The organism is Knoellia altitudinis (assembly GCF_042666355.1).
In the GTDB taxonomy this organism is placed as follows: domain Bacteria; phylum Actinomycetota; class Actinomycetes; order Actinomycetales; family Dermatophilaceae; genus Knoellia; species Knoellia altitudinis.
Window position 1 is genome coordinate 1,626,424 of sequence record NZ_JBHTDK010000001.1, and the last position, 21,963, is coordinate 1,648,386.

Here is a 21,963-nt window from a genome sequence, read left to right on the forward strand (position 1 = left end):
CTGACCCCGAACGCAAGAGACCCCGAACCTGAGGGTTCGGGGTCTTGCCGATGCCCTGAGACATCAGATGTGCGCAAGGGGGGATTTGAACCCCCACGCCCTTTCGGACACTGCGACCTGAACGCAGCGCGTCTGCCGTTCCGCCACTTGCGCTTGGAACTGGTCCAGTGTGCCGTAGACCCGCGCCTGTCTCCAAATGGGTGGTCAGGTCAGCAGCTCGACAGCGCGGCCGACGCCGTCCTCACGACGGATCTCGGCACCGACGCAGGCTGCCCGCGCAGCGCCCTCGCCGCGTGCGAACCCCTTCAGGACCGACACCAGCCACTCCACGCACAGCTCGTGCCGCCGCACCGGTCGCGCCCCGACACCGAGCTCCCACACGCGCCGACCCCAGTAGGGCTGGTCGCCGATGTGCGACACCACCGCCTGCGGCACACCGGCCCTCAGCGCCGCCGCCGTGGTGCCGGCACCGCCGTGGTGCACGACCCCGGCCACCTGCTCGAAGAGCCAGCCGTGCGGCACGTCGCCCACACAGCGCACCCACTCGTCGTCCGTCGACCCGAGGCCCGCCGCCCCTTCGTGCAGCACGACACGCACGCCCGCCGCCCTCGCGGCCTCCGCGACCATCGCGCTCGTCGCGACGGCCTCGCGGGTCGACATCGACCCGAACCCGACATACGTCGGGCGCGGACCTTGTGCGAGGTATGCCGCCAGCTCCCGTTCCGGTGCTGACGTCACCTCCTCGTCGAGGAACCAGTACCCCGTCGGCCTGGGGTTGCCTCCCCAGTCCGCCGGTGGTGGCACGACGAGGGGCGAGGCCGCGAGCACGCCCGGCGTCCGCCGGATGGCGCCGAGGAAGCCGCGTCGACCGGTCTGCGGAAGTCCCAGCTCCGCTCGCACGCGGTCGCCCGGGAGCGAGAACACCGACGAGATCGCCTGCAGAGTGGCCTGTCCCGCAACGACATTCGCGATCGAGGACCGCTTGTGCACTGCTGGTGCCAGGGTGGCTGACGCCGCCCGGGTCGGGCGCATCGGCGCGAGCTCGGCCACGACGTGCCTCCCACCACCGACCGACACCAGCGCGTCGACGGTGTGCACGGTGAGCAGCCCGCTCACCCACAGGTCGGCGGAACCGACGAGCGGGACCAGCGCACCGGCATACCCCTGCGTCGAAGCACGCACGAAGCGGCGCAGGGCCGCGAGCTCGTGGAAGGGGTTGCGGCTCGAGTGGCCGAGCCATTCGACACCGAGCGGGGAGGCGATGAGGTCACCGATGTGCACCCCGGCCGGGACGAAGCGCACGCCGTGGCGGGACACGAGGTCCTCGAAGTCGTCGCCGGCGCACAGGGTGACGTCGTGCCCGGCCCGCGTCAACCCGACGCCGAGCGCCACCATGGGCTGGACGTCGCCGCGCGAACCCGCGGCGAGGATGTTGACCTTCATCGCGTCCGCGGCTCGCGACCCATGGCCCGTGAGACCGAGATGTGCTGGTGGGCCAACCGGCGGAGCGCCGAGAGCACCGGGTCCACGAGCACGGTCCCGAGCACGACCTGTCGCACCGCGCCCTCGGGGTCGGGCGGGACGCTGTCGACGTCGATCCGGCCGATCGCCTCGACGTGGTCGGCATACTCGCTCAGCCGCTGCTCGTCGAGCCCGAGCCCCACGTCGTCGCACGCGGCCCAGGCCCGCTCGAGCTCGTCGATCAACGGGTCGCTCGGGTGGATCTGCCAGCCGCGTGCCTCCAGCCAGGCCGAGGCCCGCGGACCGCGATCCGGGCCGGGGCCCGCACCGCCAGCCGGGTCGGCGCCGTCGTCCCGGCCGCCGACGAGCGCCCGTTGTGCCGTCTCGAGCACCGTGATCCGGTCCTGACCCGGCGTCGTGATGACCTCGAGGACCCGCCCGATCGTCGCGAGGGGGAGGCCGCCGACCTCGCTGAGCGCCCGCACCAGTCGGACCCGCTCGACGTGGGTCTCGTCGTAGTCGGCCTGCGTCCGCGAGACCGCCCGTCCGGGATGGAGCAGCCCCTCGCGTAGGTAGTACTTCAACGTCGCGACCGCGACGCCACTGCTCTCGGACAGCTCGGCCAGCCGCACGGCACACCTCCAGATCCAGGGTGGAAAGTCCTTGACATTGGATAGTAGACCTCTCCAAACTGAGGACAGGCTCAGATAGTCTCGCTATCCCACATCCTGGCGCACCCCATGAAGGACCGCGCCGCACCCACGACCCACGCCCACGAGGGCGAGGTCGTCGTCTTCCACATCGGCATGACGATCCGCAGCTGGCACCGACCGGACCTGTGGATGCCCGTCTTCACCGCGATGCCCCGGATGCTCACCGAGCTCGCCCGCAACAAGGAGGCGGCAGCGCGGGGAGAGGCCGAGGACCTCGGGTTCCTCGGCGCCACCACGCTTCTCGGCGGGCAGGGGCCCTTCGTCGTGCAGTGGTGGCGCAACACGGAGCTGCTCTATGCCTACGCACACCGGGCCGAGAGCGCGCACCTCCCCGCGTGGCGGGCCTTCAACGCTGCTGCCCGCCGACACCCCGGCGCTGTGGGGATCTGGCACGAGACGTATGCCGTCCCCGCCGGTCACATCGAGACGCTCTACGGCAACGGGGCCCGGGTCGGACTGGGTCGCATCACCGGGACGGTTCCCGTGGCACGACGCGGCCGGGCGGCACGCGAGCGACTGGGCGCCTCGTTGTCCTGACTTCTTGCTTTGTGTGCCCGGGGCAGACGTGGACGTCTGCAGCAGACACACAAGGCAGGAGCATCAGGTCAGGCGGACGCGGGCGACGTGGAACCAGAACCTCTCACGGACCTCGTGACGGCTGGCGTCGTCGATGTCATAGAACCCGGCGCGACTCGACAGGTCGAGGAGCAGGGCGCGATCGAGGTCCCCGGGGATCGTCGGCTTCGAGGCTCGGAGCGCCACGAGGGCGTCGGGCGTCGCTGTCCGGCACCACGAGTCGAGGACCGTCTTGGCGACGACGTCGATGAGCTGTGGGTCGAAGACACCGCCCTCGGCGACCGGCCGGTCGCCCGTCGACGTCGACCAGGTGGGAGGTGGCTGGGCTGCGGGCAGCACGACCTCGGTGGCGCGCCTGCGACCGAACACCGCCGGCGTCGGCGTCGGCGTGCTGGGTGGTCCGGCGACTGCTGACTGGCCCTCGGGCGAGTGGATGTCGGCCGTGTCGGGTCCGGGGGGTTCGGCTGCTGCCGACCCGGCCTCGGGCGTCAGGGCCTCGTCGTCCGCGGGGCGCTCGCTCGCAGGTGCCGGTTCGGGGCTCGACGCGCCGGCATCGACCGGCGCCTCAGCGCGGTCGGGGTCAGCACCGTCATCGGCGGGCACGCCCACGCGGTCGAACGAACCCTCGGCCGCCACGACCCTGCCGTCCAGCTGCTCATCGGCCGCACCGTCCGACGTCTCATCGGCCGGGTCCGGGGCGAGACCCTCTGCGAGCGCCCGCGAGCGCACGCACCGGTCGATGATCGCGGGGTCGATCGGCTGCTCGCCGTCGGCCGCGCGCCGCAGGTGCTTCGAGACCGCGTGCCCCTGACCGTTCTGGGCCGGCACGCTCAGGAGGACGACCTGCACCCCGGCGCTCTGGGCCTCCTCGACGGCCTCGGTGAGGTCGTCGTCGCCGGAGACGAGGTAGACGACATCGGCGACCCTGGCCCGCCCCTGCAACGCCAGGTCGAGACCAAGGCGCACGTCCACGCCCTTCTGCTCGCCGGCATACGACAACCGTCCGAGCCTGAGCTTGATCCGGGGGAGCAGCCCGATCTGGTCCTGGTGGTAGTCGGGCTGGCCGCCGGAGCGCGCGCCTGAGTCGTACCAGTTGACCCGCAGCAGGGGCAGTCCCGAGTCCGCCTCGACCTGCGCGACGAGGCCCGCGATGAGGCCCGGGTAGTCGACCTCGATGCCGCTGCGCAACGACGAGCCGGTGACCCGCGTCGCCGCGGATGCGAGGAGGTAGCCGACGTCGACATAGACCGCGCAGTAGGACCTCATGCCCCTACTGTCTCAGCCGTCCGGCACGGCCCTGAGCGTTTTGGAATCGCCGACCGTCGTCTGACTCTGCAGCATCCAGAATCCCGCCCCTGCTCGACCGAGGACGGCCCACGTCCCGAGGCTGGCCGCCGTAGAATCCGAAGGTGGTCACCGAGACGGACGCCGCGGCAAGCGCAGCTCTCGACCGTGCCGCAGCAGCCTTCGAGGGCGGCCGGATCCAGATGGGGATCGACGAGCTGTCTGTTGCTCTGCGTGGCTTCACCGACGCCGGCGACGTCCGGCGGTCGGCCGTCGCGTGCGCCCGCCTCGGCCTGGCCTTCGAGGCTTTCGTCGGCAACAGGGCCGCCGCCAGGGTGTGGTTCGGTCGGGCTGACCGTCTGCTTCGCGACGTGCCGGACTGCCTCGAGCAGGGCTGGGTCGCGATCGCCGGCCTCGGCTGCGACGTCGACGATCCCTCGGAGCTGCGCGCGAGGGCAGGGCTGGCGCTCGACCGGGCACGTCGCTTCGGTGACGTCGACCTGGAGGCCAAGGCTCTCGCGGATGGGGGACTCGCCTGTGTGCAGGCGGGCGAGGTCGCGGACGGCATGCTCATGCTCGATGAGGCCATCGCCCTGTGGTGCGGCCCGGCGGGCGACCGCGACGCGGCGAGCATGGGCGTGTGCTCGTTCTTCACCGCGTGCTACTACTCGGCGGAGTTCGACCGGGCAAGCCACTGGGTGGACGACTTGCGCCGGGTGGGGCTGATCGGCGCTGCACCCGGTTCCCAGATCTTCCTCCGCAGCCACTGCTCCGCCGTCCAGGCCACCGCCCTCATCGAGCTGGGGCGATGGGGCGAGGCGGAGTCGCTCCTGACCTCGTCCTTGGCCGAGTTCGAGGGGTGCATGCCGATTCCCAGCTGGCATCCCGCGATAGCGCTCGCCGACTTGAGGATCAGGCAGGGACTGCTGGCCGACGCGGAGGCGCTCCTCGTCGGCAAGGACGCTCACATGCAGGCCCTGCTTCCCCTGGCACGGCTGCACCTGGCCCGCGGCGACGTCGCCCTGGCGCTCGCCACGGCATCGCGTGGCCTCCGGATGGTCGGGTCGGATCGCCTGCGGGGCGTCGAGCTGCTCGCTCTCGTGGCCGAGGGTGAGCTCGCGGCCTCACGGGTCGAGGCCGCGAGGGACGCGTGCGACCAGCTGATGGAACGGGCCCACGGCCTCGACGTGCCCAGGCTCCGGGCGAAGGCCTGTCGCGCGCAAGCCCTGGTGCTGGCGGCGTCGGGCGACCTTGCCGAGGCGATCCGCACGATGGAGATCGCACTGGATGCCGTGCGCGTCGGCCTGCCGGTCCTCCGTGTGGAGCTGTTCGTCGGCCTGGTCGGCCTGCACGAGCAGGCCGGGAACCGGGCAGCGGCAACGGTGGAGGCGGCCCGCGCCACCAGTGTCCTGGCCGGGCTCGACGTGGCACTCCCCGCCAGTGAACGCGCACTCCTCGAACGTTTCGCGAGAACGACGCGGCCCACGGGCACCACGGCGTCGCTGACCCGCGAGGGAGCTGTCTGGAGCGTGAGCTGCGAGGGGGTCAGGTCCCGGCTGCCCGCGACGAAGGGACTGCGCTATCTGGCCGAGCTGGTCCGCGCCCCGGGTGTCGAGCGGCACGTGCTGGACCTGGTGGACGTGGTCGAGGGCGTGGTCATCGACGGTCCCGACCGGCACCGTCTGGGGGATGCCGGTGAGCTGCTCGATGCCGTGGCTCGCCGCGACTACCGGCGACGGATCGAGCAGCTGCGCACAGAGATCGAGGACGCGCTCGACCACGGGGCCGACGCGCGCGCCGAAGCACTTCAGCAGGAGTGTGACGAGCTCGTCGGCCATCTCGCCGCGGCCTTCGGCCTCGCCGGCCGGAGCCGCACGGCGTCCTCGGCGGCGGAGCGGGCCCGCCTCAACGTCACCCGCTCGGTGCGGACCGCCGTGGCACGGATCGGTGCGGACCTGCCGGCTGCGGGATCGGTGCTGGACCGACGGATCCGCACCGGTCTCTACTGCGCCTTCGAGCCGGCCGCCGAGGACCAGGTCCGCTGGATCGTTCACTCCTGACTGAACGGGCGCGACTCGAACTGAACGCCTCACGGGTATCCACACACCCAGCCCAGGAGGCTCCGATGGACCAGATCTACCAACCCTCATCCGATGTCCACGTGCTGCCCGTGACGATGCCGATGGGCCCCGAAGGGGTCCTCACGGTGAACGCGTTCATGCTGACGGCGCAGGAGCCGGTCCTCGTCGACACCGGTATCGGGCAGTGCGGCGACGAGCTCCTCGAGGCGGTGGACTCCGTCGTCGGTCTGGCCAACCTGAGATGGCTGTGGCTGACGCACGACGACGCCGACCACACGGGAGCCGTCCAACGTGTCATGGACGCCGCACCACAGGTCCGGCTCGTCACGCACGCCTTCTCGGCCATGCGGATGTCGACCTGGTGGCCGGTGCCGCTGGATCGGGTGCACGCGATCCGCCCGGGCGACCGCCTGCACGTGGGCGACCGCACCCTGCGAGCCGTCGCACCGCCGCTCTACGACAGCCCCATGTCCATCGGCGTCCTCGACGAGTCCACCGGAAGCCTGTTCAGCGTCGACTCGTTCGGTGCGGTGCTGCCCGCTGCGACCCAGGACGCCGGGGAGGTTCCTCACGACGCGCTGGCAGGTGGGATGTTGGCCTGGTCGGCCATGGACTCACCGTGGTCCTCGATGCTCGACCGTGCCAAGTTCGGGGAGGTGCTCGACGGCGTCCGTCGGCTGGAACCCAGCCGGATCTTCTCCTCGCACCTGCCAGCCGCGAGCGGGACCTCGCTCGAGCAGTTCCTCGAGGTGCTCGCGAGCGTTCCCGACGCCACGCCTGTCCCTGCCCCGAGCCACACCGAGTTCACCGCGATGATCGAGGGCATGCAGTCGGAGCTGGAGGTCGCTTCGAGCGCGGGTTGAGAGTCTGCGCCCGATGACTCACGGGCGGCCGACCGTGGATGGGGACACGGGCGGCCGCCCGTTGCCGTCGTTCAGCTGCGGGACCGTGCCTCTCCCTCCACGGGATCGGGCCCACTCCGCGTCGCGCCGTGGACAACGGGGGAACCCTTCACGCCAGCCTCACGAGTCACCACAGCCCCGCCGGATAGCATCGAGCGGACCGACGGCTGACCCACGACCGAGCGCAGCACCGACCGCACCACCAGAGGAGGCGTGCCATGGGCCTGTTCGACCGCATGGAGGGCAAGCTCGAACGCGCCGTCAACGGTGTCTTTGCCAAGGCGTTCCGCGCCGAGGTGCAGCCGGTCGAGATCGCGAGCGCCATTCGTCGCGCCATGGATGACCGCGCCGCCAGCTCGGGTCGATCCCGCAGCGTCGTCCCCAACGTCTTCACGATCGAGCTGAGCGAGACCGACTTCGAGCGCCTCACCGACCACGGCGCCGAGCTCGAGAACGAGCTCATCGCCGCCGCCGAGGAGCACGCCGACAGCCAGCACTACCAGCCGGGCGGCCCCATCGACATCCTCTTCGACGAGGACGTCGACCTCGAGACGGGCGTCTTCCGCATCCGCCCCAGCACGGCCAAGCGGCCCCGCGCCACCGGCACGACCGGCCAGCACCAGCCCGTTCGCCGACCGTCCCGCCGCCAGGACGACGACGGGTATGCCGGCGAGTCACCCGCCGCTGCCGCCGCACCTCCCGTCGCGGCACCCGCACCAGCGGCCCGGCCACCTCGCGAGCCGGGCCGGCCACGGCACGAACCGGACGACGACGCGCTCGGTGAGACGGCGGCATACCAGCCGACGAAGCCACCTGCCAGGAAGCGGCGCACCAACCCCGCCGACCGCCCCTGGCTCGACGTCGACGGCGAGCGCTACCCGCTCATGGGCGCGATCACCGTCCTCGGCCGGGACGACATCGCCGACATCATCCTCGACGACCCGGGGATCTCGCGTCGGCACAGCGAGATCCGCGTGACCCAGGACGGACCGCACACCGTCGCCACCATCCGTGACCTCGGGTCGACCAACGGCACGTTCGTCGGTGGTGAGCGCATCACGACCACCCACCTCGAGGACGGCGACCGCATCACCGTCGGCCGGACCTCCGTCACCTACCGCGCCGGCCGAAAGTGACAGGAGTGAGCACCTACTAAATGAGCGAACTCACCATCACCCTCATGCGCCTCGGCCTCCTCGTCGCCCTCTGGGCCTTCGTCGTCGCCGTCGTCGGTGTCCTGCGCGGGGACCTCTACGGCACCCAGGTCACCCCGCGACGGTCCTCGAGCGGCCGCACCCCCACACCGCGCCCCGCCGCCCGCGGCGCGAGTCCGGCGGCGGTGCCCGCGGAGCAGCGCCCGGTCACCCCCCGCCCCTCGGGCCGCCCCTCCGGTCGCCGCTTCAACAACCGTCCCGCCGTCGTCGCCCCCAACCACCTCCGCGTCACGAGCGGACCCCTCGCCGGCACGAGCCTGCCGCTGCGTGAGTCCGGAACCCTCGTCGGTCGCGCCCCGGAGTGTGCCCTCGTCCTCGAGGACGACTTCGCCTCCGGCCGGCACGCCCGCATCTACCTCGGCCCCGACGGCTGGGTCGTCGAGGACCTCGGCTCCACCAACGGCACCTTCATCGGCCAGCAGCGCATCACCACACCGACGCCGGTGACGGCCGGGACCGAGATCCGGTTCGGCACGACCGTCGTCGAGCTGCGGAGGTAGCCCGTGGCGATCGCCTTCCACTTCGCCGCCCGCTCCGATGTCGGGATGGTGCGAACCAACAACGAGGACAGCGGGTATGCCGGCCCGCACCTTCTCGCGATGGCCGACGGCATGGGCGGTCACGCCGGCGGCGACGTGGCGTCCTCGGCGATCCTCGGGGCCCTCGTCGGGCTCGACGGAGAGTCCTTCTCCGGCGTGGACGCGACCCAGGCCCTGCTGCGACGCATCACCTCGGCCAACGCCGAGCTCGGCCAGCTGACCCAGGACGATCCTGACCTCGACGGCATGGGCACGACCCTCATCGCCATCCTGCGGGCCCGGGACAAGCTCGTCCTCGCCCACATCGGTGACTCGCGCGCCTATGTCGTGCGCGGCGGCGAGGTCAGCCAGATCACCAAGGACCACAGCTTCGTCCAGTCGCTCGTCGACGAGGGCCGCCTCACCCCCGACGAGGCGTCGACCCACCCGCAACGCTCCCTCGTCACCCGCGTCCTCACCGGCGCCGAGGGCGAGGAGCCGGACGTCGTCGTGCGCCAGGCGATCGTCGGCGACCGCTACCTCATCTGCTCGGACGGGCTCTCCGACTACGTCACGCGCGAGACGATCGACGAGGTCCTCACGACCGAGCGCAAGCCCGACGACTGCGCCGAGCGCCTCGTCCAGCTCGCCCTGCGGGCCGGCGCTCCCGACAACGTCACCGTCGTCATCGGTGACGTCGTGGACCTCACCAAGGGCCCGGTGCCGAGCGACAGCCCCCAGATCGTCGGGGCCGCGGCAGCGATCCGCCGACACACCCGGCCCATCCCCGTCACGCCCGCCGCCAAGGCCGCCGCCCTCTCCCACGAGGCGAGCGGAGCCGGCGACGGGGTCGAGCTCGCCGACGAGACCCCGCGTGGCCGCACCGCGACGATCCTGCGTGCCGCCGGCGTCTCCTTCCTCGCCCTGATCCTGCTCGTCGGTGGTGGGTATGCCGCGTGGGCCTGGTCGCAGGCCCAGGTCTATGTCGGCGTCAACGACGGACGCGTCGCGGTGTTCAAGGGGGTCGACCAGACCCTCGGCCCCATCGAGCTGTCCCAGCCCGAGACGACGAGCAGCATCGCCCTCGACGACCTCCCCGACTTCTACCGCGGGCAGCTCGGCCGCGGCATCAGCATGCCGAACCGCTCCGACGCGGCCTCGCTCGTGCGCAACCTCGAGGTGCAGGCCCAGGCGTGCCGCTACGCCAAGACCCAGGGCCGCTCCTGCGCGACCGTGCCCTCGACCTGGACGACCCCGACGCCCACCCCGACCCCGACGCCCACCGGGACTCCCACGAGCTCCCCCACCGCGGCTCCCTCCCCGCCGACGCTCCCGCCCGCACCCTCATCCACTCCCAGCACCAGTCCCAACGCATGACCACGGTCTCCTCCCTCGCCTCCCGCAAGGGCCGCAACGTCGAGCTCGGACTCCTCGTCTTCGCGGTCGGCATCGTCGCGCTCGCCTACATCAACGTGGGCGTCGCGGTCGAGGGCGCCATCCCACCGAGCCTCGTCGCCGTCGGCTCCGGCTTCCTCATCATCACCGCGGTCTTCCACCTCGTGATGCGCTGGCGCGCACCCTACGCAGACCCCCTCATCCTGCCGATCGCCACCCTGCTCAACGGGCTCGGGCTCGTGATGATCAACCGGCTGGACCTCGCGCGCGGCAAGGACCTCGCCGAGGGGATGGCCCTGCGCCAGCTGATGTGGAGCGCGCTGGCTGCCGGCCTCGCGATCGCCGCCCTCATCATCCTGCGCGACCACCGCATCCTGCGCCGCTACACCTACCTCGCCGGCGCCCTCGGTTTCGGGCTCCTCGTGCTGCCGCTCGTGCCCGGGCTGGGGATCGAGAACTACGGCTCGCGGATCTGGATCAAGCTCGGTCCGTTCTCGTTCCAGCCCGGTGAGGTCGCCAAGGTCGTGCTGGCGGTCTTCTTCGCGGGCTACCTCGTCCAGACCCGCGACGCGCTGTCCGTCGCCGGTCGCCGCATCCTCGGCCTCACCCTGCCCCGGGCCCGCGACCTCGGCCCGATCCTCGTCGCCTGGATGCTCTCGGTCGGAGTCCTCGTCCTCGAGAAGGATCTCGGCTCCTCCCTCCTCTTCTTCGGCCTCTTCGTCGCCATGCTCTACGTCGCGACCGAGCGCACCTCCTGGGTCGCCATCGGCCTGCTGCTCTTCGGCGTCGGCTGCTGGATCGCCAACATGCTCTTCAGCCACGTGCAGCGGCGCGTCCTGCTCTGGCTCGACACGTTCAGCCGTGAGGCCCTCGACACCTCCGACCAGCTGGCGCGAGGGCTGATGGGCATGGCGTCCGGCGGCATGTTCGGCACCGGCCTGGGGCGCGGCCGACCAGAGCTCACCTACTTCGCCGAGAGCGACTTCATCGTCCCCAGCTTCGGCGAGGAGATCGGCCTCGTCGGCCTCTTCGCCCTGCTCCTGCTCTACGTGCTCCTCGTCGAGCGCGGCCTCCGCACCGCCATCGGCGCCCGCGACGGCTTCGGCAAGCTCCTCGCCTCCGGGCTCGCCTTCTCCGTCGCCCTGCAGTGCTTCGTCGTCGTCGGTGGCGTCACCCGCGTCATCCCCCTCACCGGCCTGACCATGCCGTTCCTCTCCCAGGGCGGTTCCTCGCTCCTCGCGAACTGGACCCTGGTCGCTCTCCTCCTGCGGATCAGCGACCACGCCCGCCGTCCCGTCCCCGACCCGGAAGCCCCCAACCCTGTGGCCAGCGAGCAGACCCAGGTGGTGAAGGTGCGATGAACTCCCCGATCCGCCGCCTCTCCTTCGTCGTCGCCTTCCTCTTCGCCTCTCTCCTCGTGTCGACGACGATGATCCAGTTCGTCTACGCCAAGGACCTCAACGCCCGGCCCGACAACCGCCGCACCCTGCTCAGCAGCTATGCCCGCGAGCGCGGCCAGATCCTCGTCGGCGACACCGCCATCGCGAAGTCGGTGCCCGCTGACAACGAGTACAAGTGGCTGCGCACCTACCCCGGCGGCTCGCAGTACGCGCACATCACCGGCTACTACTCCTTCTACGGTGCTGGCAGCGGCCTCGAGCAGGCCGAGAACAGCCTGCTGTCCGGCCGGAGCGACAAGCTCGCCTTCCGTCGGGTCTCCGACTTCTTCACCGGCCGCCGGACGACGGGCGCCAGCCTCGAGCTCACCATCGACTCCAAGGTCCAGCAGGCCGCGATCACCGCCCTCGACGGACGCAAGGGTGCCGCCGTCGCGGTCAACCCCTCGACCGGTGAGATCCTCGCGATGGTGAGCAACCCCGGGTTCAACCCGGCCACCCTCTCGGGTCACGACCTCGGCAAGGTCGACACGGCATACAAGGCCCTCAATGCCGACAAGGACAAGCCGCTGGTCAACCGCGCCATCGGCGGTGACCAGTATCCGCCCGGGTCGGTCTTCAAGATCGTGACCGCTGCGGCAGCGCTGTCGAGCGGCCGGTTCTCGCCCGAGACCGTGCTGCCCGGCCCGGCCGTGCTCGACCTCCCGCAGACGACGGTCGGCCTGCCCAACATCGGCCGACGCGCCTGCGGTGACGACGACAAGACGACGTTCCTGCACGCCATGGAGATCTCGTGCAACGCCGCCTTCGGCCACCTCGGCATGGAGCTCGGCGCCGACGCGCTGCGTGACCAGGCGGCCAAGTTCGGTGTGGGAGACCAGCTCTCGATCCCGATGCGGGTCACGCCGAGCAGCGTCCCGGCCGAGCTCAACCAGCCACAGCTGGCCCAGTCTGCGGTCGGTCAGTACGACGTGCGCGTCACGCCGCTCCAGGTCGCGATGTTCAGCGCCGGCGTCGCCAACGCGGGTGTCGTCATGCGCCCGCACCTCGTGAAGTCGGTGCTGTCGAGCGACCTCAGCGTCATCGAACGCGCCGAGCCCGAGCAGCTCTCCGAGGCGGTCACCCCCGAGGTCGCCGCCCAGCTCACCGAGATGATGGAGGCGGTCGTCGAGAACGGCAGCGGCCAGCCGGCCCAGATCGACGGCGTGCGCGTGGCCGGCAAGACCGGGACCGCCGAGACCGACCTGGTGCAGCGCGCCCACGCCTGGTTCACCGGGTTCGCGCCCGCCGACGACCCGCAGATCGCGGTGGCCGTCGTCATCGAGAACGGCGGCGACCCCGACAGCGAGGCCCGTGGGGGTGGCGCCGTGGGTGGCCCCATCGCCAAGGCCATGATCGAAGCAGGGCTAAAGAAGTGAGGCACCGATGAGCGAGGATCCCCTGCTGCTGGGGGGCCGCTACGAAGTGGGGGAGCTGATCGGCCGTGGCGGCATGGCTGACGTGCACCTGGGCCATGACACCCGTCTGGGCCGTCAGGTCGCCATCAAGATGCTGCGCAGCGACCTCGCGCGCGACCAGTCGTTCATCAAGCGGTTCCGTCGTGAGGCGCAGTCCTCGGCCGGGCTCAACCATGCCTCGATCGTCGCCGTCTACGACTCCGGAGAGGACCACTCGGTCGAGTCCAATGGCGCCAAGGTCGCCGTGCCCTACATGGTGATGGAGTACGTCCAGGGCCGCACCCTGCGCGAGGTCCTCACCGAACGCCACAAGATCCCCACCGAGGAGGCCTCCCGCCTCACCGAAGGGGTCCTCGACGCGCTCGCCTACAGCCACCGCATGGGCATCGTCCACCGCGACATCAAGCCGGCCAACGTCATGATCGCCAAGGACGGCACGATCAAGGTCATGGACTTCGGGATCGCCCGGGCCATCGCCGACACCGCCGCGACCATGACCCAGACGCAGGCCGTCATCGGCACGGCGCAGTACCTCTCGCCCGAGCAGGCGCAGGGCCAGAACGTCGACGCCCGCTCCGACCTCTACTCGGCCGGCTGCATGCTCTACGAGCTCCTCGTCGGACGCCCGCCGTTCGTCGGCGACAGCCCCGTGTCCATCGCCTACCAGCACGTCGGTGAGCAGCCGGTGGCCCCGTCGGCGCGCGAGAGCTCCGTGAGCGAGGACCTCGACGCCGTCGTCCTGCACTCGCTCGCCAAGGACCGCGAGAAGCGCTACCAGGACGCCGGATCCTTCCGCAACGACCTCCAGTCCGCACGCCTCGGACGTCCGGTCAGTGCCGCGGCCCTGGCCTCGCTCGCCGCGCTCACCGCCGGTCCCGGTGCCATCACGACGTCCGAACCCACCGAGGTGTATGCCGCCACCACCCGTCCCAGGGACGTGGCACCCGTGCCGGTGGCCGGGCCGACGACGTCGACCTTCCCGGCAGCGGTCGACCGGGAGGAGCGGCAGAAGCGGCGTGGAGCGACCTACGTCCTGCTCACGATCGCCATCATCGCTGCACTGGCCCTGCTCGCCTTCGGTGCCCAGCAGTACCTCGAGATGCGCGAGGAGGCCAGCAAGGTGACCGTGCCCGTCGTGACGAACCAGCCTCGCGCGACGGCCGTCAAGGAGCTGGGCGACGTCGGGCTGCGGTTCACCGAGACCAGCCAGAAGAACGACACCGTCCCCGCGGGTTCGGTCATCTCCCAGGATCCCAAGCCCGGCGAGCGCGTCGACCCGGCAGAGACCACGGTGCGGCTCGTCATCTCGAGCGGACCCAACGCCGTCGCGGTCCCTCAGCTCGCCGGCATGACCGTGGCCGAGGCCACCGCCGCCCTCACGAGGGCCAAGCTCACCGTCGGACGGACCGTCAAGGTGGACACCGACGACCAGCCGAAGGACCGGGTCATCTCGTCCGACCCCGCGGCGGGCCGGTCGCTGCAGCCGGGTGAGCCCGTCAACCTCAACGTGTCCACCGGTCTCGTCAAGGTGCCCAAGCTGACGACCATGACCCAGGACGCGGCGTCGGCGGCTCTGCTCGCCATCGGGCTCAAGCCCAGGACCGAGTACGAGCAGACCTCGCGGGCCAAGGAGGGCACGGTCATCGACCAGGATCCCGAGGCGGACGAGAAGGTCGCCGCCGGCTCCGAGGTGACGATCGTGGTCGCCCAGAAGGAACCGCCGCCCCCTCCGCCACCGCCGACACCGACGCCGACGCCGACCCCGACGCCCACGCCCACCCCGTCGGCCACGCCGTCTCCCTCTGCGTCGCCCTCGCCCTCCGCCTCCCCGACGGTCCCGTCGAGCAGCCCCACCATCCCGCCCAGCCCTTGACCCCGGGCTTCGGGCACCCACACCGCGCCACCGCACCACCGCGCCGCTGACCGCGGGCGGGACGAGTCGGGGGTCCTGGAACCAGTCGGGGGTTCCGCGAGGCCCGACTCGACACACGACCCCCGACTCGTGGAGCCCCTTGTGGCTGGGGTCAGCCGGTGACCTTGGCGGCGACGTCGGCGCCGTCGTGGACGAGCGGGCTGAGCCCCTGCGAACGCTCGACCGCCTCTGGGTCGCCGCACACCTGGAGCCAGTTGGCGAGCAGCCGGTGCCCACCCTCGGTGAGGACCGACTCGGGGTGGAACTGGACGCCGTGCAGCGGCAGCTCGCGGTGCTGGACCGCCATGATGATGCCGCTCTCGGTGTGACCGGTGCCGACGAGCGAGTCCGGCAGCGTCGGGGGGTCGATCGTCAGCGAGTGGTAGCGGGTGGCCGTGAAGGGCGTCGACAGCCCCTCGAGCACCCCGACCCCGGAGTGGTGGACCAGCGACGTCTTGCCGTGGAGCAGCTCCGGTGCGCGCCCCACGGTGCCGCCGGCGACGACACCGAGCGCCTGGTGTCCGAGGCAGACCCCGAGCATCGGCTGCGACCGCTCACCGCAGGCCTCGATCATCGCCATCGAGACACCGGCCTGCTCCGGGGTGCCCGGGCCGGGGGAGATGAGCACCCCGTCGAAGTCGGCGCCGTCAGCGGCCGCGATGGCGTCGTTGCGGACGACGGTGCACTCGGCGCCGAGCTGCTCGAGGTAGCCGACGATCGTGAAGACGAACGAGTCGTAGTTGTCGATCACGAGGATGCGGCGGGGCGAGGTCGTCACAAGGGCTCCGGGGTCGGGAAGGGCGGGAGTGCCGAGCCACCAGTATCCGTGCCGACGGTGGTCTCGTCGTAGGGCAGCCACGATGCGACCAGCGGGAAGAGCCACTCGAAGCAGACGGCCACGACCGCCGCGAGGAGTGCGAGCAGCAGCACGGCCCGGAGCACAACGGGACCGGGCAACGCACGCCAGAGGGCGGCATACATCAGGGTCCTCCGTTCGCCGAGGCCGTCGACACGGCGAGCGACGGAGGTCCCTGCGCGCGGGTGCGGGTCTCCACGAGGTCGGCGTGGGTGACCCAGCGGAACTTCGCACTGAACCTCGGGTGGCACGCGGTGAGGGTGAGCACGGCCCGGGTCGGCTTCGCGGTGCGGTCGCCCGGCACGGCGGCGATGACCTCGGACTGCGACGGGCGGACGATCTCGTGGGTCGTCACGGCATAGACGGTCCAGCCCTGCCGCGTCTCGACGACGACACGGTCACCCTGCTGCAGCCGGTCGATCTCGGCGAGTGGCTTGCCATACGTCGTCCGGTGTCCCGCAACGGCGAAGTTGCCGATCTCGCCCGGTCCGGCGGTACCCGTGTAGTGGCCGAGGCCCTCGGCGAGCTCTGCGGCGCTCGTGCCCTCGACGAGCGGGCGGGCGTAGTCGGCACCGAAGCGGGGCACCCGCACGATGGCGAAGGCACCCGCGGGCACGCCGGGCACGCCGGGCACGCCGGCCGCGCCGGCCGCGTCGGTGGCGTCGGTGGCGTCCGGTTCGGCCGGACCCTGGCTCGGCGCGTCGGCGAAGGCTCGCGACAGCGACGTCACCGTGGCCGCATGAGCCCGGTCAGACTCGACGTCGGTCCACCACAGCTGCCACACGACGAAGAGCAGCACGAGGGCACCGAGCGTCATGAGCAGCTCGCCGACGACTCCGGCTGCCCCGGCCACCCCGCCGCGGCGCTGCTGGCGGCGGCGGTGCTGTGTCACCTCGCCACCGTGGCGTACTCGGGCGTGATCGACCCCGCGTATGCCGGGAACTCCAGCCGGTCGTGCGTGATCACCTCGTAGCCGAGACCGACGGCCTTGACGTACTCCTGGTAGATCTGGATCTCGGGGGACTGCCCGAGGATGTCGCGCAGCCGGTCAGGATCACCGATGGCGCGGATGCGGTAGGGCGGGGAGTAGACGCGGCCCTGGAGGATGAGGGTGTTGCCGACGCATCGGACGGCGCTCGTCGCGATGATCCGCTGGTCCTGGATCATCATCGCCTCGGCGCCACCGGCCCAGAACGCGTTGACGACGGCCTGCACGTCCTGCTGGTGCACGACGATGTCGTCGACGGTGCGGCCGGGCGGCAGCCGGTCGGAGCTGAGGTCCGAGTCGTCGAGCTGGACCTCGACGCCGGGCCCCTCGAGGGCGGTGCGTCCGGCGGCGAGTCCGAGCGCATCGGCCTCGCGCTCGAGCTCCTCGATGGCGGCGTTGCCCGGGGCTCCGTCGCGGGTGAGCTCGTCGACCTCGAGGGTCAGCTGCTCGAGGTCGCCCGTCATCCGGGCGTTGTCCTGGGTCTGCTCACGGATGATGTCGGGCAGTCCGGCGGCGTCGGAGCGCAGGCTGCGCCCCTGCGCGGCCGAGCCGCTGGTGGCGAAGAGGATGCCTGCGAGGACGGCGACGACCGGCACGGCGATCGACCACGGACCGGGTCGCGTCGTGAGGAACGCCTTGCGCCGCACCATGGGTCCTCCCTCTTCGAAGTTCAGGCTCTACGCTAGGCCACGACACCACACGCCAAGGAGACAGTCCGTGCCAGAGTCCAAGGGTCGTTCCAAGCCCGCCTACACCCCGCCCCGCACGGCGCAGAGCCGGGTCACCAAGCCCAACCCGCGCTGGTTCGTGCCTCTCATGCTCGCACTGATGCTCATCGGGCTCGTCTGGGTCGTCACCTACTACATCTCGGGCGCCAAGGAGTACCCCCTGCCCGAGATCGGCCGCTGGAACCTCGGCGCCGGGTTCGCGTTCATGATGGCCGGCTTCCTCATGACGACGCGCTGGCGCTGACAGCTGCTCCACAGCCTCGCAACGCTGCACGGCCCCTGACCCTCGTGGTCGGGGGCCGTCCTTCGTCCACACGACATCGGGTATGCCGTGTGAACAAGTCTGTGGACAAGTTCGAGTTGTCCACAGGGGTTGTCCCCAATGTGGATGAATGACACCGATGTAATCCAGCGCCCGTGCCGCGCCGGGCCCGATGCGGCGTCCGATTGTCCTCCGGCGGCGCTGTGCACTGCTGCAGCTCAGCGCAGCAGTGCACAGTCCGGTCACAAGGCTGTGCACTGCTGCGGCTGGGCGCAGCAGTGCACAGGGCCGCGGTGGACCTAGATGGGGGAGGAGGTCAGGGCGTACTTGGCCACCGTGAGCACGACGAGCACCGCCGTGATGGCGGCGAGCCCGATCCAGTGGATGCCGAAGCTGGCGCGCTGGGTGCCCCCGGTCTCGGGTCGCTTGCCCAGGTAGGCGAACACGGCGGCGCACGCGACGCCCACGAGGAACCCGCCGAGGTGCGCCTGCCATGCGATGCCCGGCACGACGAACCCGATCACGGCGTTGATGCCGATCGTCGCGTACATCGTCGCTGCCGACCGGCCGAGCCGACGCTGCAGGATGAGGAAGGCACCGAAGAGCCCGAACACCGCACCCGAGGCTCCCACCGCAGCCGTCTCCCACGCACCGAAGTCGCGCTGGTTGAGCTCGTCGATCGTGTGGGGGAAGGCCAGGAGCAGGTAGACGACCGACCCACCGAACGCGGTGATGAGGTAGAGCGCGGCGAACCGGGCCCGCCCGAGCATCGGCTCGAGGTACTGCCCCATGATCCACAGCGCATACATGTTGAAGGCGATGTGGAGGATCATCTGGGGGCTGTGCGCGAACGCCGAGGTGAGGAAGCGCCATGGCTCGGTATCACCGAGGTAGGGGGCGAACGCCACGTCGTCGGTCAGGCCCGGCCTCGCCAGCTGCCCGAGGAAGACCGCCACGCAGATGCCGATGATCGTCATGGTGACCAGAGGACGGCCACCGATGGCGGCGACGTCACCGCCGAAGATCGTGCGCCCCTGACGGATGGACTTCGCGCCTTCACGCACGCAGTCGACGCACTGCACCCCGACCGCCGCCGGGCGCTGGCACTCCGGGCACACCGGCCGCCCGCAGCGCTGGCACCGCACGTAGGACACCCGGTCCGGGTGGCGCGGGCAGACCGGCACCTCTTCCGGCGTGCTGGACTGTCCGTATGCCGTGGGCTCGCTCACCAGCCCGAGTCTAGTGGCGTGGTCTGGGCCTTCCCTGAATGCCGTGAGCGCCCCACCGCCGGTGTGGCGGTGGGGCGCTGCATGCGGTGCGGAGCCCGGTCACGGCTCAGGAGGTCGGCAGCTCAGGCCTCGATGTCGAAGCTCTCGATGACGACGTCGTCCTTGGGCTTGTCCTGGCCACCGGTCTGGACGGCCGCGATCTTGTCGACGACGTCGCGGCTCTCCTGGTCGGCGACCTCACCGAAGATGGTGTGCTTGCCGTTGAGGTGCGGGGTCGGCGTGACGGTGATGAAGAACTGCGAACCGTTGGTGCCCTTGCCCATCTGCTTGCCGGCGTTGGCCATGGCGAGGAGGTAGGGGCGGTCGAACTGGAGCTCCGGGTGGATCTCGTCGTCGAACGCGAAGCCGGGGCCACCGAAGCCCTTGCCGAGCGGGTCGCCGCCCTGGATCATGAAGCCGGGGATGATCCGGTGGAAGATCAGGCCGTCGTAGAAGCGCTCGGGGTTGGTGCGGCCCGCGTCGTCCTTGAACTCGAGCTCGCCCGTCGCGAGGCCCGTGATGGTCTTGACCGTCTTGGGGGCCTGGTCCGCGAAGAGGTTCAGGTTGATGGTGCCGTGGTTGGTCTTCAGAGATGCCTTCATGCCTCCACTCTATGGGTGCTCCGTGGGTGCGCAAACGCCGAGGTGAGGGGGTCGCGGAGGCGGGCGGACGGCATACCGGGGATGTGGTCCGAGGGGGGACCCCCGCTGTCAAGACCAGTGGAAACAGTGTTTGATGGCAGTAGTCGTTCAATCGCCATCGATAGGAGAACGCTGTGTTCCGCACCAAGAGCAAGACCGAGCAGGCGCGCGAAGCCGTGGCCGCTCGCGTCGAGACCGCTGCCTCCACCGCGTCGGACGCCACGTCGTCCGCCCAGTCCACCGCCGCCGACCTCCGGGCCCGCGCCGCTGACCTCAAGGACAAGGCGGCCCCCCGCGTCGAGAGTGCTCGCGAGGCCGCCCGCGTCTACGCCGACCAGGCCGTGCCCAAGGTCCATGAGGCCGCCGACAACATCGCCCCCAAGGTCCAGGACGCCCGGGACACCTTCGTCGAGGACGTCGTGCCCAAGCTGGCGTCCGCGCTCGCGACCGTCATCGCCGGTGCGGCCGCCGCCAAGGGCGCCGCTGCCGAGGCCGCCGACCGTGCGCCCGACGCCTACCACGTGCTCAAGGGTGACGCCGTCGCCAAGCCGGCGCGCCGTGGTGGCAAGGGAGCACTCCTCCTCGGCCTCCTCGCCGCCGGTGCTGCCTTCTTCGCATGGAAGAAGTCGAGCGAGAAGAAGGACCCGTGGGCGACCGCCGGCGCCTACACCCCGCCCGCCGGTGGCCGCGCCTCGACCGTGGGAGGAAACGCCTCGTCCAACGGCGCCTCCGTCGGTGACAAGGTGACCGACCTCGCCGCCGCCGCCAAGGAGAAGGCTGCTGCCGCCGGCTCCGCCGTCAAGGACAAGGCCACCGAGGCCAAGGACGCCGCGACCGACAAGGCTGCCGAGGCCAAGGGAGCAGCCGCTGCCACGTCTGACGAGCTCGCCGACGAGGCCGAGGTTGCCGAGGCCAGCGACTTCGGTGGCGAGCCCACGACCGAGACCGCGACCGAGGGCGACGCCTGGTCGAGCGCCGGTGACTGGGCCGACGGCTCCGCCCCGTCCACGTCGGGCACCTCCGAGAGCTCCGACCTCTCAACGCCCCACCTCGACGAGGGCCGCGACAAGGCCTGACCTCCGCACGACGCCTGATGAGAGGCGGTATGCCGGGTACCCACCCGGCATACCGCCTCTCGTTGTCGGTTGTCGCCCCGCAGCGCGCGGCGGATAGGTTGAGCGCCATGTCATCGCCGTCCCTGCCCGTCGCCTCACCCCTCGTCGACACGGGCATGCGGACGGAGCCCGACCGCGCGTGGGTGCGTGAGGCCATCCGCCGGCTGCGTGCCGACGCGACCCGCACGTCCGACACGCACCTCATCAAGGTGCACCTGCCCGGGTGCGACAGGGTCGACCTCTATCTCAAGGACGAGTCGACCCACCCGACGGGGTCGCTCAAGCACCGGCTGGCGCGCTCGCTCTTCCTCTACGGGCTGTGCAACGGGATCATCGGCCCCCGCACCACGGTCGTCGAGGCCTCGTCCGGGTCGACGGCGGTGAGTGAGGCCCACTTCGCGCGCATGCTGGGAGTGCCGTTCGTCGCGGTCATGGCCTCCTCCACGTCACCGGCCAAGATCAGGCTCATCGAGCGCGAGGGTGGCACGTGCCATCTGGTGGAGGACCCGACGACGGTCTATGACGAGGCTCGTCGGCTGGCCGACGCGGCCGGGGGCGTCTATCTCGACCAGTTCAGCAACGCCGAGCGGGCGACGGACTGGCGGGGCAACAACAACATCGCCGAGTCGATCTTCGAGCAGATGGCGATGGAGGAGCATCCCGTGCCGACCTGGATCGTCGTCGGCGCGGGCACGGGTGGGACGTCGGCGACGATCGGGCGCTACGTCCGCTACCAGGCGCTCGACACCCGCGTCTGCGTCGTCGACCCGGAGCGGTCGGCGTTCCTGCCCGCGTGGCAGGGCGACGGTGAGGCGCGGTTGGCGCCGTCGCGGATCGAGGGCATCGGACGGGCCCGGTTGGAGCCGTCGTTCCTGCCGTTGGTCGTCGACCGGATGCTCGGGGTGCCCGACTGCGCCTCGATCGCGGCGATGCGGTTTCTGCGCGAGCGCACCGGCATCCATGCCGGGCCGTCGACAGGCACCAACATCTATGGCGCGCTGCGGTTGGCGGCCGAGATGGAGGCGGCGGGTGAAGCGGGATCGATCGTGTCGCTGGTGTGCGACCGCGGTGACCGCTACGAGGACACGTACAACAACGACGAGTGGGTCGCCGAGAAGGGTCACGACCTGGCGCCGTATGCCGCCGTGCTCGCCTCCGCGTGGGACGACGGCACCTGGGTGCGCTGAGCCTGAGT

21 protein-coding genes and 1 tRNA gene are annotated in these 21,963 nt (G+C 71.0%); 12 read left to right on the plus strand and 10 right to left on the minus strand.

Annotated features, from left to right (window positions below; genetic code table 11):
* Nucleotides 1-70 precede the first annotated feature (70 nt).
* From ACFQW8_RS07695 to ACFQW8_RS07705, 3 genes are all read right to left on the minus strand, one after another.
* Nucleotides 71-153 (minus strand) — tRNA-Leu (locus ACFQW8_RS07695).
* A gap of 51 nt (nt 154-204) precedes the next feature.
* On the minus strand, nt 205-1,443 hold the full coding sequence (locus ACFQW8_RS07700; protein WP_380086406.1) for a glycosyltransferase: 1,239 nt from the start codon (nt 1,441-1,443) through the stop codon (nt 205-207).
* Nucleotides 1,440-2,093 (minus strand): MerR family transcriptional regulator, encoded by a 654-nt coding sequence (locus tag ACFQW8_RS07705; RefSeq protein WP_380086407.1) that lies wholly within the window; start codon nt 2,091-2,093, stop codon nt 1,440-1,442. Before ACFQW8_RS07705 ends, ACFQW8_RS07700 begins: the two co-directional genes overlap by 4 nt.
* A 108-nt stretch (nt 2,094-2,201) precedes the next feature.
* On the opposite strand from ACFQW8_RS07705, the gene ACFQW8_RS07710 reads away from it, so the two are divergent.
* Complete coding sequence (locus ACFQW8_RS07710) at nt 2,202-2,711, plus strand: DUF4188 domain-containing protein (RefSeq protein ID WP_380086408.1); 510 nt, start codon at nt 2,202-2,204, stop codon at nt 2,709-2,711.
* A gap of 63 nt (nt 2,712-2,774) precedes the next feature.
* Here the strand turns inward: ACFQW8_RS07710 and ACFQW8_RS07715 are convergent, their stop codons facing one another.
* Nucleotides 2,775-4,016: an NYN domain-containing protein gene (locus ACFQW8_RS07715; RefSeq protein ID WP_380086409.1), complete on the minus strand. Its 1,242-nt coding sequence runs from the start codon at nt 4,014-4,016 to the stop codon at nt 2,775-2,777.
* Between the two features lie 143 nt (nt 4,017-4,159).
* Between ACFQW8_RS07715 and ACFQW8_RS07720 the strand changes: the two genes are divergently transcribed.
* The 8 genes from ACFQW8_RS07720 (at nt 4,160) to pknB (ending at nt 14,871) form a co-directional block, all read left to right on the plus strand.
* Complete coding sequence (locus tag ACFQW8_RS07720; RefSeq protein ID WP_380086410.1) at nt 4,160-6,094, plus strand: hypothetical protein; 1,935 nt, start codon at nt 4,160-4,162, stop codon at nt 6,092-6,094.
* Nucleotides 6,095-6,159: 65 nt separating this feature from the next.
* Nucleotides 6,160-6,978 carry an MBL fold metallo-hydrolase gene (locus ACFQW8_RS07725; protein ID WP_380086412.1) on the plus strand — a complete coding sequence of 273 codons (819 nt, stop codon included), beginning with the start codon at nt 6,160-6,162 and terminating at the stop codon, nt 6,976-6,978.
* A gap of 257 nt (nt 6,979-7,235) precedes the next feature.
* A complete protein-coding gene (locus tag ACFQW8_RS07730; RefSeq protein WP_380086413.1) occupies nt 7,236-8,153 on the plus strand; it encodes an FhaA domain-containing protein in 918 nt (305 codons plus the stop codon).
* Nucleotides 8,154-8,173: 20 nt separating this feature from the next.
* Complete coding sequence (locus ACFQW8_RS07735; RefSeq protein WP_380086414.1) at nt 8,174-8,731, plus strand: FHA domain-containing protein FhaB/FipA; 558 nt, start codon at nt 8,174-8,176, stop codon at nt 8,729-8,731.
* Between the two features lie 3 nt (nt 8,732-8,734).
* The gene (locus ACFQW8_RS07740; RefSeq protein WP_380086415.1) at nt 8,735-10,126 is read left to right on the plus strand and encodes a PP2C family protein-serine/threonine phosphatase; all 1,392 of its coding nucleotides are present in this window, start codon (nt 8,735-8,737) and stop codon (nt 10,124-10,126) included.
* The gene (locus tag ACFQW8_RS07745; protein WP_380088621.1) at nt 10,123-11,505 is read left to right on the plus strand and encodes an FtsW/RodA/SpoVE family cell cycle protein; all 1,383 of its coding nucleotides are present in this window, start codon (nt 10,123-10,125) and stop codon (nt 11,503-11,505) included. Before ACFQW8_RS07740 ends, ACFQW8_RS07745 begins: the two co-directional genes overlap by 4 nt.
* Nucleotides 11,502-12,959, plus strand: coding sequence for a peptidoglycan D,D-transpeptidase FtsI family protein (locus ACFQW8_RS07750; RefSeq protein ID WP_380086417.1), 1,458 nt, complete (start codon nt 11,502-11,504; stop codon nt 12,957-12,959). Before ACFQW8_RS07745 ends, ACFQW8_RS07750 begins: the two co-directional genes overlap by 4 nt.
* A 7-nt stretch (nt 12,960-12,966) precedes the next feature.
* Nucleotides 12,967-14,871: a Stk1 family PASTA domain-containing Ser/Thr kinase gene (pknB, locus tag ACFQW8_RS07755; RefSeq protein WP_380086418.1), complete on the plus strand. Its 1,905-nt coding sequence runs from the start codon at nt 12,967-12,969 to the stop codon at nt 14,869-14,871.
* A gap of 151 nt (nt 14,872-15,022) precedes the next feature.
* On the opposite strand, the gene ACFQW8_RS07760 is transcribed toward pknB, so the two are convergent.
* From ACFQW8_RS07760 to ACFQW8_RS07775, 4 genes are read right to left on the minus strand one after another with little or no spacing between them, the layout of a single operon-like run.
* Complete coding sequence (locus ACFQW8_RS07760) at nt 15,023-15,688, minus strand: aminodeoxychorismate/anthranilate synthase component II (RefSeq protein ID WP_380086419.1); 666 nt, start codon at nt 15,686-15,688, stop codon at nt 15,023-15,025.
* Nucleotides 15,685-15,891, minus strand: a complete 207-nt coding sequence (locus ACFQW8_RS07765) for a hypothetical protein (RefSeq protein ID WP_380086420.1) — start codon at nt 15,889-15,891, stop codon at nt 15,685-15,687. The genes ACFQW8_RS07760 and ACFQW8_RS07765 overlap by 4 nt, the downstream gene beginning before the upstream one ends.
* Nucleotides 15,891-16,658: a class E sortase gene (locus ACFQW8_RS07770; protein ID WP_380086421.1), complete on the minus strand. Its 768-nt coding sequence runs from the start codon at nt 16,656-16,658 to the stop codon at nt 15,891-15,893. The genes ACFQW8_RS07765 and ACFQW8_RS07770 overlap by 1 nt, the downstream gene beginning before the upstream one ends.
* Nucleotides 16,655-17,404 (minus strand): DUF881 domain-containing protein, encoded by a 750-nt coding sequence (locus ACFQW8_RS07775; RefSeq protein ID WP_380086422.1) that lies wholly within the window; start codon nt 17,402-17,404, stop codon nt 16,655-16,657. Before ACFQW8_RS07775 ends, ACFQW8_RS07770 begins: the two co-directional genes overlap by 4 nt.
* A 67-nt stretch (nt 17,405-17,471) precedes the next feature.
* Between ACFQW8_RS07775 and ACFQW8_RS07780 the strand changes: the two genes are divergently transcribed.
* Nucleotides 17,472-17,726, plus strand: a complete 255-nt coding sequence (locus tag ACFQW8_RS07780) for a cell division protein CrgA (RefSeq protein ID WP_380086423.1) — start codon at nt 17,472-17,474, stop codon at nt 17,724-17,726.
* 317 nt (nt 17,727-18,043) lie between these two features.
* Here the strand turns inward: ACFQW8_RS07780 and ACFQW8_RS07785 are convergent, their stop codons facing one another.
* Nucleotides 18,044-18,973 (minus strand): rhomboid family intramembrane serine protease, encoded by a 930-nt coding sequence (locus ACFQW8_RS07785; protein WP_380086424.1) that lies wholly within the window; start codon nt 18,971-18,973, stop codon nt 18,044-18,046.
* Between the two features lie 122 nt (nt 18,974-19,095).
* A complete protein-coding gene (locus ACFQW8_RS07790) occupies nt 19,096-19,614 on the minus strand; it encodes a peptidylprolyl isomerase (protein ID WP_380086425.1) in 519 nt (172 codons plus the stop codon).
* A gap of 173 nt (nt 19,615-19,787) precedes the next feature.
* Here ACFQW8_RS07790 and ACFQW8_RS07795 point away from each other — a divergent pair, with 173 nt between their 5' ends.
* A complete protein-coding gene (locus ACFQW8_RS07795) occupies nt 19,788-20,729 on the plus strand; it encodes a hypothetical protein (protein WP_380086426.1) in 942 nt (313 codons plus the stop codon).
* A gap of 107 nt (nt 20,730-20,836) precedes the next feature.
* Entirely contained in the window at nt 20,837-21,955 is a 1,119-nt protein-coding gene (locus ACFQW8_RS07800) for a PLP-dependent cysteine synthase family protein (protein WP_380086427.1), read from the plus strand.
* Nucleotides 21,956-21,963: the final 8 nt, after the last annotated feature.

Excerpts from the sequence above, each read along its gene's own strand:
- ACFQW8_RS07700 (WP_380086406.1), bottom strand. The coding sequence starts at position 1,443 with ATGAAGGTCAACATCCTCGCCGCGGGTTCGCGCGGCGACGTCCAGCCC.
- ACFQW8_RS07710 (WP_380086408.1), top strand. The coding sequence starts at position 2,202 with ATGAAGGACCGCGCCGCACCCACGACCCACGCCCACGAGGGCGAGGTC.
- ACFQW8_RS07715 (WP_380086409.1), bottom strand. The coding sequence starts at position 4,016 with ATGAGGTCCTACTGCGCGGTCTATGTCGACGTCGGCTACCTCCTCGCA.
- ACFQW8_RS07725 (WP_380086412.1), top strand. The coding sequence starts at position 6,160 with ATGGACCAGATCTACCAACCCTCATCCGATGTCCACGTGCTGCCCGTG.
- ACFQW8_RS07730 (WP_380086413.1), top strand. The coding sequence starts at position 7,236 with ATGGGCCTGTTCGACCGCATGGAGGGCAAGCTCGAACGCGCCGTCAAC.
- ACFQW8_RS07735 (WP_380086414.1), top strand. The coding sequence starts at position 8,174 with ATGAGCGAACTCACCATCACCCTCATGCGCCTCGGCCTCCTCGTCGCC.
- ACFQW8_RS07745 (WP_380088621.1), top strand. The coding sequence starts at position 10,123 with ATGACCACGGTCTCCTCCCTCGCCTCCCGCAAGGGCCGCAACGTCGAG.
- ACFQW8_RS07750 (WP_380086417.1), top strand. The coding sequence starts at position 11,502 with ATGAACTCCCCGATCCGCCGCCTCTCCTTCGTCGTCGCCTTCCTCTTC.
- pknB (WP_380086418.1), top strand. The coding sequence starts at position 12,967 with ATGAGCGAGGATCCCCTGCTGCTGGGGGGCCGCTACGAAGTGGGGGAG.
- ACFQW8_RS07765 (WP_380086420.1), bottom strand. The coding sequence starts at position 15,891 with ATGTATGCCGCCCTCTGGCGTGCGTTGCCCGGTCCCGTTGTGCTCCGG.
- ACFQW8_RS07775 (WP_380086422.1), bottom strand. The coding sequence starts at position 17,404 with ATGGTGCGGCGCAAGGCGTTCCTCACGACGCGACCCGGTCCGTGGTCG.
- ACFQW8_RS07790 (WP_380086425.1), bottom strand. The coding sequence starts at position 19,614 with ATGAAGGCATCTCTGAAGACCAACCACGGCACCATCAACCTGAACCTC.
- ACFQW8_RS07800 (WP_380086427.1), top strand. The coding sequence starts at position 20,837 with ATGTCATCGCCGTCCCTGCCCGTCGCCTCACCCCTCGTCGACACGGGC.